12 protein-coding genes are annotated in these 13,141 nt (G+C 70.0%); 8 read left to right on the forward strand and 4 right to left on the reverse strand.

The features are described 5' to 3' along the window. From FYM52_RS18685 to FYM52_RS17760, 3 genes are all read left to right on the forward strand, one after another. Window positions 1-554, forward strand: a 554-nt coding sequence (locus FYM52_RS18685) for a hypothetical protein (protein ID WP_162524774.1), incomplete at its 5' end; no start/stop codon positions are given. Between the two features lie 120 nt (window positions 555-674). Next, complete coding sequence (locus FYM52_RS17755) at window positions 675-2,285, forward strand: alkaline phosphatase (RefSeq protein ID WP_154165055.1); 1,611 nt, start codon at window positions 675-677, stop codon at window positions 2,283-2,285. Between the two features lie 113 nt (window positions 2,286-2,398). Further along, a complete protein-coding gene (locus tag FYM52_RS17760) occupies window positions 2,399-2,722 on the forward strand; it encodes a hypothetical protein (protein ID WP_154165056.1) in 324 nt (107 codons plus the stop codon). A gap of 27 nt (window positions 2,723-2,749) precedes the next feature. Here the strand turns inward: FYM52_RS17760 and FYM52_RS17765 are convergent, their stop codons facing one another. Then, a complete protein-coding gene (locus tag FYM52_RS17765; RefSeq protein WP_154165057.1) occupies window positions 2,750-4,411 on the reverse strand; it encodes an adenylate/guanylate cyclase domain-containing protein in 1,662 nt (553 codons plus the stop codon). A gap of 198 nt (window positions 4,412-4,609) precedes the next feature. On the opposite strand from FYM52_RS17765, the gene FYM52_RS17770 reads away from it, so the two are divergent. The 3 genes from FYM52_RS17770 to FYM52_RS17780 all read left to right on the forward strand — a co-directional run bounded on the left by FYM52_RS17770 (window position 4,610) and on the right by FYM52_RS17780 (window position 6,199). Further along, window positions 4,610-5,326 carry a Crp/Fnr family transcriptional regulator gene (locus tag FYM52_RS17770; RefSeq protein ID WP_043382724.1) on the forward strand — a complete coding sequence of 239 codons (717 nt, stop codon included), beginning with the start codon at window positions 4,610-4,612 and terminating at the stop codon, window positions 5,324-5,326. A 99-nt stretch (window positions 5,327-5,425) separates the two neighbouring features. Then, on the forward strand, window positions 5,426-5,752 hold the full coding sequence (locus FYM52_RS17775) for a DUF4148 domain-containing protein (protein ID WP_043382722.1): 327 nt from the start codon (window positions 5,426-5,428) through the stop codon (window positions 5,750-5,752). A gap of 45 nt (window positions 5,753-5,797) precedes the next feature. Further along, the gene (locus FYM52_RS17780) at window positions 5,798-6,199 is read left to right on the forward strand and encodes a DoxX family protein (RefSeq protein ID WP_154165058.1); all 402 of its coding nucleotides are present in this window, start codon (window positions 5,798-5,800) and stop codon (window positions 6,197-6,199) included. Between the two features lie 180 nt (window positions 6,200-6,379). Here the strand turns inward: FYM52_RS17780 and FYM52_RS17785 are convergent, their stop codons facing one another. Further along, window positions 6,380-7,267, reverse strand: a complete 888-nt coding sequence (locus FYM52_RS17785; RefSeq protein WP_154165059.1) for a creatininase family protein — start codon at window positions 7,265-7,267, stop codon at window positions 6,380-6,382. Between the two features lie 100 nt (window positions 7,268-7,367). Here FYM52_RS17785 and FYM52_RS17790 point away from each other — a divergent pair, with 100 nt between their 5' ends. Next, window positions 7,368-9,641 (forward strand): protein-disulfide reductase DsbD, encoded by a 2,274-nt coding sequence (locus FYM52_RS17790; protein WP_154165060.1) that lies wholly within the window; start codon window positions 7,368-7,370, stop codon window positions 9,639-9,641. 412 nt (window positions 9,642-10,053) lie between these two features. On the opposite strand, the gene gltS is transcribed toward FYM52_RS17790, so the two are convergent. Beyond that, window positions 10,054-11,280, reverse strand: coding sequence for a sodium/glutamate symporter (gene gltS / locus FYM52_RS17795; RefSeq protein WP_370513871.1), 1,227 nt, complete (start codon window positions 11,278-11,280; stop codon window positions 10,054-10,056). 229 nt (window positions 11,281-11,509) lie between these two features. Here gltS and hemE point away from each other — a divergent pair, with 229 nt between their 5' ends. Continuing rightward, entirely contained in the window at window positions 11,510-12,643 is a 1,134-nt protein-coding gene (gene hemE, locus FYM52_RS17800) for a uroporphyrinogen decarboxylase (RefSeq protein WP_154165061.1), read from the forward strand. Between the two features lie 243 nt (window positions 12,644-12,886). On the opposite strand, the gene FYM52_RS18690 is transcribed toward hemE, so the two are convergent. Continuing rightward, window positions 12,887-13,042 (reverse strand): hypothetical protein, encoded by a 156-nt coding sequence (locus FYM52_RS18690; protein WP_162524775.1) that lies wholly within the window; start codon window positions 13,040-13,042, stop codon window positions 12,887-12,889. Window positions 13,043-13,141 lie beyond the last annotated feature (99 nt).

Below are 13,141 nucleotides of genomic sequence, written 5' to 3' on the forward strand. Positions count from 1 at the left end.
GCCTCGCCACCTTGCAGCAGCTGCGCACGCAGCTGGGCACGGCCTTGCCCCCCCACCAGGCCCTGGCGCTGTTCGCGGTGGAGGGCCCCGTCTGCACCCTGCTGGTCAGCGACAGCGACACCAGCGCCCCCGTGCTGCACCATCTGCCGCTGGGCCTGCAGTCACTGACCCAGCGCAGCTTCCAGCAGCGCATGCCCATGCCCGCCCAGCTGGAGACCGGCATCATGGAGGTGGAAGACGCCGTCATGCCGCTGGCACGCCTGCTGCCCGCGCACACCCTGCTGGCGACGTGCGACCCCCTGCTGCGACGCCTGGCCCTGCAGGCCGTCGGTGGCCATGCCCCGGGCCAGGTGCCCGCCATCACGCGCGAGGCCATCGAGGCGCTGTTCGAACGCCTGGTGGCCCAGTCCAGCCGCCACTACAGCCACCAGGACCCCGACCTGCCCCAGGATCCGTGCACGGCCGCCGCACTGCTGGTGCTGCGCGAAATCCTGCACCACTGGCAGTCCACCCACCTGTGGCTGCTGCCGGACAGCGTGGATGCCGCCCCTTGAGCATGCCGCGGCCGGCACCCCGGTGAGCGGCATCGCGGCCGTGATGCCGGCGCGTCAGGTTGCCTTTGCGGCACGGACGAACTTTCATTCAAAACCACCTCCAGCGCGCACCATACCTGCATGAACAGCTCACTTTTCCATCGTTCGCTCACCGGTCGCCGTGGGTTGCTGCTGGGCGCCAGCCTGGGGGCGGTCCTGGCCCAGGTGCCCGCCTGGGCCCGCAGCGGCAGCGCCCAGCCCGACCACGACCCGTTCACCCTGGGCGTGGCCAGTGGCGACCCGCAGCCGGACAACGCCCTGATCTGGACGCGCCTGACCCCGCCCGCCCACTGGCTGGGCCAGGCCGAGGCCCCGCCGCTGCCCGCGCTGACCGTGCGCTGGGAACTGGCGCACGACCCGGCGTTCCGCCACATCGTCGCCAGCGGCCAGACCCAGGCCCTGCCCGAATGGGGGCACGCCGTGCATGTGCAGGTCAACGGGCTGGCGCCGGGGCGCCACTATTTCTACCGTTTCATGCAGGGCGACGCCATCAGCCCCACCGGGCGCTGCGGCACCGCCCCCGCGCCCGGGGCGGCGGTACCAAGGCTGCGCCTGGCCTTCGCCGCCTGCCAGCGCTGGGAGCACGGCCACTACGCCGCCTGGCGCTCCGTGGTGCAGGACCAGCCGGACCTGGTGCTGTTCCTGGGCGACTACATCTACGAGTACGCCCAGCCCGCGAACGCCGAACGCCTGGCCCGCCCGCAACCGCTGCGCACCGCCCGCACGCTGCAGGACTACCGCGACCGCTACGCACTGCACAAAAGCGATCCGCTGCTGCAGGCCGCACACGCGGTCTGCAACTGGAGCGTGATCTGGGACGACCACGAGGTGGAAAACGACTATGCCGCCGACCAGGGCGTGGGCGATCCCGGCGCCTTTCTGGCCCGGCGCATGGCCGCCTGGCAGGCGTTCTACGAAAACATGCCGCTGCGCGCCGGGGCCCTGCAGCGCAGCCTGCAGGGGCTGCAGCTGTACCGCAGCCTGCGCTGGGGATCGCTGGCCCAGCTGCACCTGCTGGATGGCCGCCAGTACCGCAGCCTGCAGGCCTGTCGCACACCGGGCAAGGCCGACAGCGGCAGCGTGCACACGGACCGCTGCCCGGAGCTGTTCGACCCCGCCCGCAGCTTTCTGGGCCGCGAACAGGAAGCCTGGCTGGGCCACCAGCTGCAGGCCGACAGCCGCCACCGCCCCGAAGCCGCACGCTGGAGCGTGGTGGCCCAGACCACCTTGTTCACCGCCCGCCGCCGGCCCAGCGGCCACCAGTCCACGGACAGCTGGGACGGCTACCCGGCCGCCCGCCAGCGCCTGAGCCAGCAGATCGCCGAGGCCGCCCCGCACAACAGCGTGCTGCTGGGCGGCGACATCCACCAGAACTACGTCTGCGCCGTGCCCACGCTGGCCGACCGCCCCCCGGGCGCCGGCAACCCGGTGCTGGCCAGCGAGTTCTGCACCACCTCCATCAGCTCGCGCAGCGGCACCACCCAGGACAAGGTCGACGCCCTGCGCGCCCACAACCCCCAGGTGCTGCTGGCCCGCTGCGAGGAACGCGGCTACAGCCTGGTGGACATCACCCCCACCACCTGGCGCACCCAGCTGCGCACCGTGGCCGACCCCTTGCGCGCGGACAGCCCGGTCACGACGCTGGCGCACTGGGTGGTGGAACACGGCCAGCCCGGCCCGGTGGCCGCCTAGGCCGCGGGCCATCCCCCCGGGTGTCACGCCTGGGGCTAGGATGCGTCTGGCAATGGCGCCGTGGCCTGCAGGGCGCCGTGGATTCCGCCCATCGGGTACCACCGGAGCCGCCCATGACCCATGAAGAAAGATTCACCACCTCGCACTGGGAGACCCTGCTGCAGCAGGTGGTGCTGGAGGTGCAGCACATGGCCAGCATCTGCCAGGTTGCGCTGGACGCCCCCGGCGTGGCCGAGCGTGTGCTGGCCAACGATGGGTACGTGGCCGGCCACAGCAACCCCGCCGCGTTCAAGAAGCTGCGTGACCTGATGCTGCTGCACCATGCCGTGACCCGGCAGATGGTGGACGAGCTGGGCGGCACGGCGGCCGTGACCATCGCCGAGCAGGTGCGCGAGCACCTGGCCGCCCGCAGCCACCATGGCCCCGATGCGCCCTAGGCACAAGCGCAAGGGCATGCCCCCGGCTCACACGGCGTCCGGCAGCCAATGCTCGCTGGGCCGGGACACGGCATGCACCTCCAGCGGCTCGCTGCGGCCGCGCACCGGTACCGCCTGCGCAGCGCCCAGCTGGCCGTCCACCTGCGCCAGCCGGGCCACATAGGCGGACAGCACCAGGCGCGCCTGGGCCACCTTGGAATACTCCTGCAGCCGGCTGGCAGTGTTGACCACCTCGCCCACGGCCGTGAACGTGGTGTTATCGGCAAAACCGACGCGGGCCAGCAGCACGCTGCCGGCGTGCATGCCCATGCCGAAGTCCAGCCGCTGGCCAAACTGCTCGGCAAAGCTTGCGCTCCAGGCCTGCATCTGCGCCTCGATGCGTGCGGCGGCCTGCAGGGCTTGCCGGGCCGCCGTCGGCAGATCCGACGTGCGCCCGAAGATGGCCATGATGCTGTCGCCAATGAATTGGTTCGCCACCCCGCCACAGTCGTGGACGGCACTGCCCACCAGCGCGAAGTAGCGCTCCAGCACCCAGGACAGATCGACCGGCCACTGCCGCTCGGACAGGGTGGACCACTGGCGCAAGTCGACAAACAGCACCACCACCTCGTGCTCCTGCCCGGGTGCGGCCTCGGTGGTTGCGCTGCGCTCCCGGAACAGCGGCGTGACCTGCACATCCCCGCGGGGGCGCAGCTGGCACGCCAGCCGCACATCGGCCGGAGCCTGCACACGCGCCAAGGTGGTGCGCTCATCGCGCGAGGGCTCGGGCAAGGCCGTGCCCAGGCTGCGCACCCGCACCCGGCAGGTCGAGCAGCGCGCCCGCCCGCCACACAGGGACAGGTGGGGAATGCCGTGGCCCCGGCTGGCCTCCAGCACCGACCAGCCCACCGGGACCTGCACGCTGCGCCCTGGGTACTCCAGACGGATCTGCGCGGCACCGCGCGACCAGGCCTGCAGGCTGCGCAGCAGCCAGGGCACGGCCACCGCCAGCGCCAGCAGCAGCCCCCAGGTCCAGCGCACGCCCCATTTCACCCACTGCGCACTGTCGGCCACCTGGGCGGAGGCGTAGGCCGGCGCCACCGGCGCCTGCCCGGCCCCCAGCTCCCGCCCCATGGACAGGACCCCGAGCACGGCCAGCACCGGCAACAGGGTGGCCGCAGCCAGCAGCACCGGCTGGCTGCGCTGCCACAGGCGGCGTGCCCGCCATGCGAAGTGCAACCCCATGCAGCCATGCACCCAGGCCACCGTCAGCAGGCTGAGCTGCAGCGCGACACCCCAGGGGTTCCACAGCAGGGCCACCACGCGCTCATAGTGCGTGGGCACCTCCCAAACCGAGGAGACCCAGCGGGTCGCCGCGAAGTGGGCCGCCAGCAGCAGCGGCAAGGCCAAGCCGCACCCCAGGCGCACGGCTTCGGCCACCGGCATGCGCCAGGTGCGCCGCTGCGCCACCGCCAGCAGGGCCAGGCTGGCATGCACCAGCAAGGCGCCGTACAGCACGCCAGTGCCCGGCAGCGAATGCCAGACCGCATGCAGGCCCTCGCGCACCGCCTCGGCCGCGCGCAACGAGACCAGGCCCGTCGCATGGTTCAGCAGGTGCAACAGCACATAGATCCACAGCACCCAGCCACTGCACCAGCGCAGGCCGCGCACCGAAAGCCACGCCCCCGACTGGGGGAGGCGTCGCGTCATCCAAGGCTTCAACAAGGGAAATCGGTGCATGGGAGAAAATGGCGGTCAGGGGCTGCGCGCAGTGTGCCCGGCACGCCGGCCTGCGCAGCCTTTGGTGTCGGGTTCCCGCAGAAGGTTCACTCGCCCGATGGGCTGGCGTGGGCTGCCGCACGGCCGGGGCACCGGCCCTTGCCGCTTTTTTCGCTGTTGCTCGCCACCATGTCCCGTCCTGCCGTTCCCTCCCTTCTGGCCTTGCGCCGCGTGCACCTGCTGGCTGCGTGCAATGACGCCACCCTGCAACGGATCGCAGCACGCTGCCACTGGCGCAATGTCGCGGCCAAAACCCCGGTGTTCACCCGCGCCTCCGCAGGCAGCGATGTCTACTTCCTGCTCAGCGGGCAGGTGCGCATCACCACCTACTCGCAGCAAGGGCGGGAAGTGTCCTTCCGCGACCACGCCCCGGGTGAGCACTTTGGCGACCTGTCCGCCATCGATGGCGAACAGCGCTCTGCCGACGTGATCGCCCTGCAGGACAGCCAGTTGCTCAGCCTGGGCAGCGCCGATTTCCTGGAGCTGCTGGAGCAGGAGCCCCTGCTGGCACGCCGCATGCTGCAGCACCTGACCCAACTGGTGCGCCAGCTGACGCAACGCGTGCTGGAACTCAGCACCCTGGGGGTGCCCACGCGCCTGCATGTGGAACTGCTGCGCCTGGCCCAGGACGTGCAGCCAGATGGCAGCGCACGCATCGACCCCATGCCCACCCACGCCGTGCTGGCCAGCAAGATCAGCACCAACCGCGAGCAAGTGGCGCGTGAGCTGGCTGCCTTGACCCAACAAGGCCTGCTGCGCAAGGCCGGCTCCAGGGTGCTGCACATCGCATCCCTGCACGATTTGCAGGCCCTGGCGGCAGCCGCTGCCACCCACGCGGGCGATTGAAAAAACTGTGCGTTTAGGCACATACGTGTCGCGGGCCAATCCAGACACTGGAGTCCATGCAGCCACTACCGCGCTGCCCCACTCCAAGGATTGAATGTCATGCAATTTGCCCCACACCTGCGCGCCCTGACCCTCGTATCGGCCTGCCTGGCCGCCAGCACCGCTTTTGCCGCACCGAACGCGGTGGTTTCGCAAGAAGTCTGGGCCGGCCCAGAGCCCGTCGTGGTGGGCCAGCCGCTCACACGCGCCGAAGTCCAGGCCGACTGGCAGCTGTGGCAGCAGGCAGGGCTGGATGCCTATGTCCAGGGGGACCGAAGCTTCGCCAACGACCCCAGCTATGAGGCCCGCCTGGCGCAGTACCAGCAATCGCGCAAGGGCACGGCCTACACCGCGCTCGTCCAGCGCCTGCAGGCGCAAGCCCAGTAAGCCGGTGGCCCGGCGCAGCTTCCCCATTTGCTTCACAGGCTTGTCATGAACGCTTCATTCACACCCCTGGCCTCTTTGCTGGCCCGTGTGCTGCTGGCCGCACTGTTCCTCTACAGCGGCTTTGGAAAACTGATGGCGCCCGAAGGGTCCATGGCCTATATCGCCAAGGCCGGCTTGCCCCTGCCCATGCTGGCCTATGCCGGCGCCCTCTTCGCCGAACTGCTGGTGGCGGGGGCCTTCGTCCTGGGCTACCGCACACGCTGGAGTGCCTGGCTGCTGTGTGGCTTCACGGTGATGACCGCCGTGGTGTTCCACAACCACTTCGCCGAAAAGATGCAGCTGCTGCAGTTCATGAAGAACCTGTCGATTGCCGGTGGCTTCCTGCAGTTTGCCCTGTGCGTCCCCGGCGCCTGGACGCTGGACCACAAGTTTGGCCGGGCGCACTGAGCCCCCGGACGGCGCCCATTCCCCCAGGCACGCTCACAGCAGGTGCCTGACCCGTGCGGACCTTCGCCGATTGCGGCAGCGGTCCGCTCGCGGCCTTGTATCGAAGCCAAAGGGAGGCGGTCACGCACGCCGCCTAAAAAACCGCTGTGCGGGGGCAATGCCTGCCCGCACCAGGGCGTTTCAGCCCAGGGGCCTGGGCTCGGCGCCCACGGTCGTGGCAGGCAGCCGGTGCATTTCCTGCAGCAGTGCTGCCAGGCTGACCCCCACGGCCTCCACCAGCGCCTGGCCGCGCGCCGCATCGGCCGCAGCGGCGTTGCCGGCCGCACCACAGGGGTTGTAGTCCTGCATGGCCCAGCCCAGCTTGGCACTTTTGCCGTTGCCCAGAATGGGATAGTCCCGGGCGCGTTCCTCGGAGGTCGAGGCGAAATTCTGCGCATGCTGCATGCGCACCAGCGCCGGCGCCAGGTGCAACAGCATCGAGGTTTCCATTTCCCCGCCGTGCACGCCAAAGCGGTGTTCGTGGGCACTGAAGGCCGCATCGGCCCCGTGCAGCGGCAGGTTGAACCAGCTGCTGTGGTAGACCAGCAGCCCGCACTGCATGCGCAGCTGGCGCGCGACGATGTCCATGCTGCTGACGTTGCCGCCGTGGGCGTTGAAGATCAGCAGCTTGTGCACGCCGGCGCGGGCCACGCAGGCGCCGATTTCGGTCCACAGCGCCAGCAGCGTGGCGGGCGACAGCCCCAGCGTGCCGGCGTAGCTGGCGTGTTCCAGGCTCAGCCCGATCTGCTGCGTGGGCAGCACCAGCACCGGCACCTCGGCCGGCAGGTGCGGCAGCGCGGCGGCGACCATGCCGTCCACCAGGGTGCTGTCCACCGACAGCGGCAGGTGCGGACCGTGCTGCTCCACCGCGCCCACGGGCAGCACCGCCACGGTCTGGGCAGCCAACCCGCTGCGCTGCGCCAGGGCGAAGTCACGGGCCGACACCCCGGCCCAATGGCGCGCAGGCCATGCCGTCAGCGGCACATCGGGGACATCGGGCGGGTTCACGGGGAGGGGGAAGGAGCACATGGCCCTGATCTTAGAGCGTGTTGCGGCGGTACGCCGCCGCCCGGCCGAAAGGCGCCCTGCGGAAGGAACCACAATACGGTTTCCGCCTCCAAGCTTTGCCATGCCGATATCTGCCCCCGCTTTTCTCCGCCGCCTGCCCCTTGCCTGGGCGCTGATCCTGTTGAGCCTGCTGCTGGTGTGCGGCGCTGCGCTGCCGACCGCGGCCCAGGCGCAGCTGCAGCTCAAGCTGGGCGGCGCGGCGGCGCAGGGGCCGTCCGACACCGTGGTCACGCCGCGCGTGCGCGCCCAGCTGGTGGCCCTGGCGCCCGAAGGCATCGCCCCGGGGCGGCCGCTGACGCTGGGCCTGCGCATCGAGCACCAGCCCGACTGGCACACCTACTGGAAGAACGCGGGCGACTCCGGCCTGCCCACGCAGCTGGCCTGGCAACTGCCGGCCGGCCTGCAGGCGGGCGAAATCGCCTGGCCCGTGCCCCAGCAGATCCGCGTCGGCGACATGCTGAACTACGGCTACGAAGGCACGGTGCTGCTGCCCGTGCCGCTGCAGGTGGCGCCCGACTTTGTCCCCGGCAGCGACGGCGGGGTAGACATCCGGCTGCACGCCAGCTGGCTGGTGTGCCGCGTGGAATGCATTCCGGAGGAAGGCGACTTCCTGCTGCGCCTGCCGGCCTCCGCCCCCCAGACCCTGTGGAGCGCGGCCTTCGAGGCCGCCCACGCCCAGGCGCCGCTGGCGCTGGACACGGCCCAGGCCAGCGCCAGCGCGCCGGACGGCGGCGAGCGCCTGCAATTGCGCGTGGCCGGCCTGCCGCAGGCGGCCCACGGCCAGACCCTGGCGCTGTACCCCGAGACCGCCGACACCCTGGTGCATGCCGCCGTGCTAGGCCAGGACTGGCACCAGCGCTGGGACGGCGCCGTGTGGACCGCCGACGTGCCGCTGTCCCCGATGCGCGGCGAGGCCCCGCCGCAACTGCCCCTGGTGCTGGGCCTGCCCGCCGCCGGCACCGACGTGGCCCACGCGCCACCCGCCCAGGCCTGGCGCGTGCAGGCCACGGTGCAGCAGCCCTGGCAGGCGGCCCAGCTGGCCAGCGTGTCACCCGCGCTGGCAGCGGCGCTGGCCGCCAACCAGCAACAGGCCGCGGCCACGCTGCCGGCCTCGCCCGCGCCCAGCGCCAGCGCCGCCACCTGGCTGCTGGCCGTGCTGGGCGGCCTGGTCGGCGGCCTGCTGCTCAACCTCATGCCCTGCGTGTTCCCGGTGCTGGCGATCAAGGTCATGGGCTTTGCCCGCCATGGCACGGACACCGCGGCCCAGCGCCGCCACGGCCTGGCCTATGCCGCCGGCGTGGTCCTCAGCTTCCTGGCCCTGGGCGGCGTGCTGCTGGGCCTGCGCGCGGCGGGCGAGCAGCTGGGCTGGGGCTTTCAGCTGCAGTCGCCGGCCGTGGTCGCGGCGCTGGCCGCGCTGTTCACCCTGATCGGCTTGAACCTGGCCGGCGTGTTCGAGTTCGGCCACGTCCTGCCCAGCCGGGTCGCCAACCTGCACGCCCGCCATCCGCTGGGCGATGCCTTCCTCTCCGGCGTGGTGGCGGTGGCGATTGCCTCGCCCTGCACCGCGCCGTTCATGGGCGCCTCGCTGGGCTTTGCCGTGGGCCTGCCAGCGGTGCAGGCGCTGTCGGTGTTTGCGGCCCTGGGCGTGGGCATGGCCCTACCCTATGTGCTGGTCAGCTGGGTGCCGGCGCTGCTGCGCTGGCTGCCCCGCCCCGGCGCCTGGATGGACACCTTCCGCCGCGCCATGGCCTTCCCCATGTTCGCCACCGTGATCTGGCTGGTGTGGGTGATCGGCCAGCAGACCGGCATCGACGGCGCGGCCACCCTGCTGGCCCTGCTGCTGTGCCTGGCGGCGCTGGCCTGGACGCTGACGCTGCGCGGCCGCACGCGCGCGGTGCTGGCCCTGCTGGTGCTGGCGATGGCCGGATGGCTGGCCCACAGCCTGGGGCGCAACCTGCTGGAGCCCGCGCCGGTGACCACGGCCACCTCGGCGCATGACACCTGGCAGCCCTGGTCGCCCGACGCCCAGGCGGCGCTGCTGGCGGCCGGCCGCCCCGTGTTCGTAGACTACACCGCCGCCTGGTGCGTGACCTGCCAGGTCAACAAGCGCACCACCCTGGCCGATGCCGAGGTGCTGGCCGACTTCGCGCGCCGCAACGTGGCCCTGCTGCGCGCCGACTGGACGCGGCGCGACCCGGCCATCACCCAGGCCCTGGCCGCCCTGGGCCGCAACGGCGTGCCGGTCTACGTGCTGCTGGCACCGGGCCAGCCCCCGGTGGTGCTGACCGAGCTGCTGTCGCGCCAGGAAGTGCACACGGCCCTGGCACAGCTGTAAAAACCAGAGCGGTTGGCGCACGCCTGGCCGGCATTTCAGATCAAAAACCATCTGAAACAGCGTATGGACGCGCGAAAGGCGCTCTTTTTTCAGACGGTCATAAAAAAACCGCTGCCGGTCCCCAGGGGGCGCGGCAGCGGTTCGGTGTTGGCGTGGACCAAGGTTCGGTTGCTTGTGAAGGGGATCAACCAGCCTTCACCCAAAATTCTTCATCAGCCCACGAACGGTATTGTGCAAGCGGCAGATGACAGGCAGATGACGCACCCAGCCCCCTGGTTGCTGGAGCACCAGGCAGGACATGCCGCAGCGACCCTGACCACCGCACCGATCCGGCGTGGACCCAGGCGGCGGCACCTACAACCGCCCTCTGGCCTGCGCCTGCGCCGGTGCTGGCACAAGCCCCGCCCCCCGCTCAGATCAGCAGCTGGATGATGAGCGCGTTGACGATGTCCACAAAGAAGCCGCACACCAGCGGCACGATGATGAAGGCCCGGTGCGCCGCGCCATGGCTGCGGGTGACGGCCGTCATGTTGGCCACGGCCGTCGCGGTGGAGCCCAGGGCGATGCCGCCAAAGCCGGCGGTGATGACCGCCGCCTCGTAGTCGCGGCCCATGCAGCGGAACACCAGCCACAGCGCGAACAGCACGGTCATGCCGATCTGCAGCGCCAGCACGGTCAGCACAAAGCCCATCACGCCCTGCAGCGCCCACAGCTGCAGGCCCATCAGCGCCATGGTCAGGAACATGCCCAGGCAGATGTCCGAAATCATGGCCAGGCCCTGGCGCATGCTGTGCCAGTGGAACTGGCCCAGCTTGCGGCGCTTGCGCGACAGCATCCACTGCCCCAGGGTGTTGCGCAGCACGATGCCGCCGATCAGGCAACCGACGAACATCGGCAGCTGCAGCCCGGCCTCGTGGAACAGCGGGGTGATCACGCCGCCCAGCATCAGCGCCATGTTCAGCCACAGCCAGGCGCGCAGCACGCCGTAGTAGTCCAGCGTGACGGTGAGCTGCTGGTTGGGCACGCCCACATCCAGCGGGCGTGCGCCGCTGCCGTGCACGGCGTGGCGGCGCATCAGGTAGCTGGCAATCGGGCCGCCGATGGTGCAGGCCGCAATCATGCCCACCATGTTGCTGGCCATGCCCAGCTCGACCGCATTCGCGATCCCCAGGCGCTCGACGAAGATCGGCCCCCAGGCCAGCGTGGTGCCCACGCCACCGGTCAGGGAGATGGAGCCGGTCATCAGCCCGGCGCGCGCATCCAGTCCGAACAGCTGCGCCACCCCCATGCCCAGCAGGTTCTGCAGCACGATGAACAGCGTGGCCAGCGCCAGCAGGATCAACAGCGGCCTGCCGCCCTCCTTCAGGGTGCGCAGGTCCGAGCGCAGGCCGATGGCCGCGAAGAAGTACAGCAGCAGGGTGTCGCGCACATTCAGGTCGAACTCGATGCGCGTGCCCAGCAGCGCATACGCCAGGCCCACCACGCAGGCGCACAGAAAACCGCCAACCACCGGCTCCGGCACGCTGTAGCGGCGCACCACGCCCCAGTGTGTGGCGATCTTCTGTCCGGCAAAGAACAGCAGGATGGCCAGGGTGAAGCTCTGGAAGGCGGGGATGTGCAGGGTCTCGGGCAGGGTCACGGCGGGTCAGTGGGCAGCAAGATGTAACAAAGCCGGCGATTGTGCATGAAGCGGGCGGATGCACTCCCCCAGGTCTTGCGCTGTGTCAGTACACCTGCAGCTTGCGTCCAGTACTGCGCGGCGGGCACAGGGCGGCCCGGAGGCATCCGCTACACTGCCCGCTCCCCAGAACCGTCTGTCAGCCCGGGTCCCGTGCCCAGGCTGCGGTCCTTTCTCCGTGCGAGCGCCCATGTCTTTTGCCCCCCTTCTGAACGACACCTTCCTGCGCGCCTGCCGTCGCCAGGCCACCGACTACACCCCGCTGTGGCTGATGCGCCAGGCCGGGCGCTACCTGCCCGAGTACAAGGCCACGCGCGCCCAGGCCGGCAGCTTCATGGGCCTGGCCACCAACGTGGACTACGCCACCGAAGTCACGCTGCAGCCTTTGGCGCGCTTCCCGCTGGATGCGGCCATCCTGTTCAGCGACATCCTGACCGTGCCCGATGCCATGGGCCTGGGCCTGTCGTTCGCCGAAGGTGAAGGCCCGCGCTTTGCCAAGGTGGTGCGCGACGAGGCCGCCGTGGCCGAACTGACCGTGCCCGACATGGACAAGCTGCGCTACGTGTTCGACGCCGTGACCAGCATCCGCAAGGCCTTGAACGGCCGCGTGCCGCTGATCGGCTTCTCGGGCAGCCCCTGGACCCTGGCCTGCTACATGGTCGAGGGCAAGGGCAGCGACGACTACCGCCTGGTCAAGAGCCTGATGTACGCGCGCCCCGACCTGATGCACCGCATCCTGGCCGTCAACGCCGACAGCGTGGCCGCCTACCTGAACGCCCAGATCGACGCCGGCGCCCAGGCCGTGATGATTTTTGACAGCTGGGGCGGCGTGCTGGCCGACGGCGCGTTCCAGGAATTCAGCCTGGCCTACACCAAGCGCGTGCTGGCCCAGCTCAAGCGCACCGGCGTGGACGGCACCGACGTGCCGCGCATCGTCTTCACCAAGGGCGGGGGCATCTGGCTGCCCGACATGAAGGACATCGACTGCGAAGTGCTGGGCCTGGACTGGACCGCCAACCTGGGCAAGGCCCGCGCCATCGTCGGCGGCGCAGTCGGCGGCCCCGGCAAGGCGCTGCAGGGCAACATCGACCCGAACGTGCTGTTCGCCCCGCCCGAGCAGGTTGCCGCCCAGGCGCGCGCCGTGCTGGACAGCTTTGGCCGTCCGCACACCGACACCACGACGAACGGTCCCACCCACATCTTCAATCTGGGGCATGGCATCAGCCAATTCACCCCGCCGGAACATGTGGCCGCCCTGGTCGAGGCCGTGCACAGCCACTCGCGCCAGCTGCGCCAGAGCGCCGCAGCCACACCACAGCACTGAGCACCCACTCACATGCAGTTTGTAGGTTTTTGGCTTACAGACTGCATGGCAGACCGGGGCGCGGCGGGGCGCCCGTTTGCAGCCAAAAAACAACAACTCCGCCCAAGCAGCGGGCATCCCCCTGAGATTTACACGCACTTGACATGTGCACGGCCTTCGACTTATGCACAACTTGGTGCATGCAGCCACCGGCCTTGCTTGCCCCCAAGGCTATAGCAAAAAATCACGCCTTATCGTAGCAAGTCATTGTTTTAAAACACAAAAGTTCGTCACACCTTTGTCATGCCCGATTTTTTCCCCGCGCATGCCTTTCGGGCGACGCCAGCTGTGGTAAACAATCCCCACAAAGTTATCCACAGAAACGTCCCGTGCTTCGGGACTTCCTTCTCCGACACGCATGTCTGACTCGGCTCCTACACCGCATGTAGTGCATGTGGCGGTCCACACCCCCATGCACAGCACGGTGGGCGGGCCTTTGAGCTACACCCACCCCAGCCC

The organism is Comamonas sp. CAH-2, from assembly GCF_009668305.1.
Taxonomy (GTDB): Bacteria; Pseudomonadota; Gammaproteobacteria; order Burkholderiales; family Burkholderiaceae_C; genus Comamonas; species Comamonas aquatica.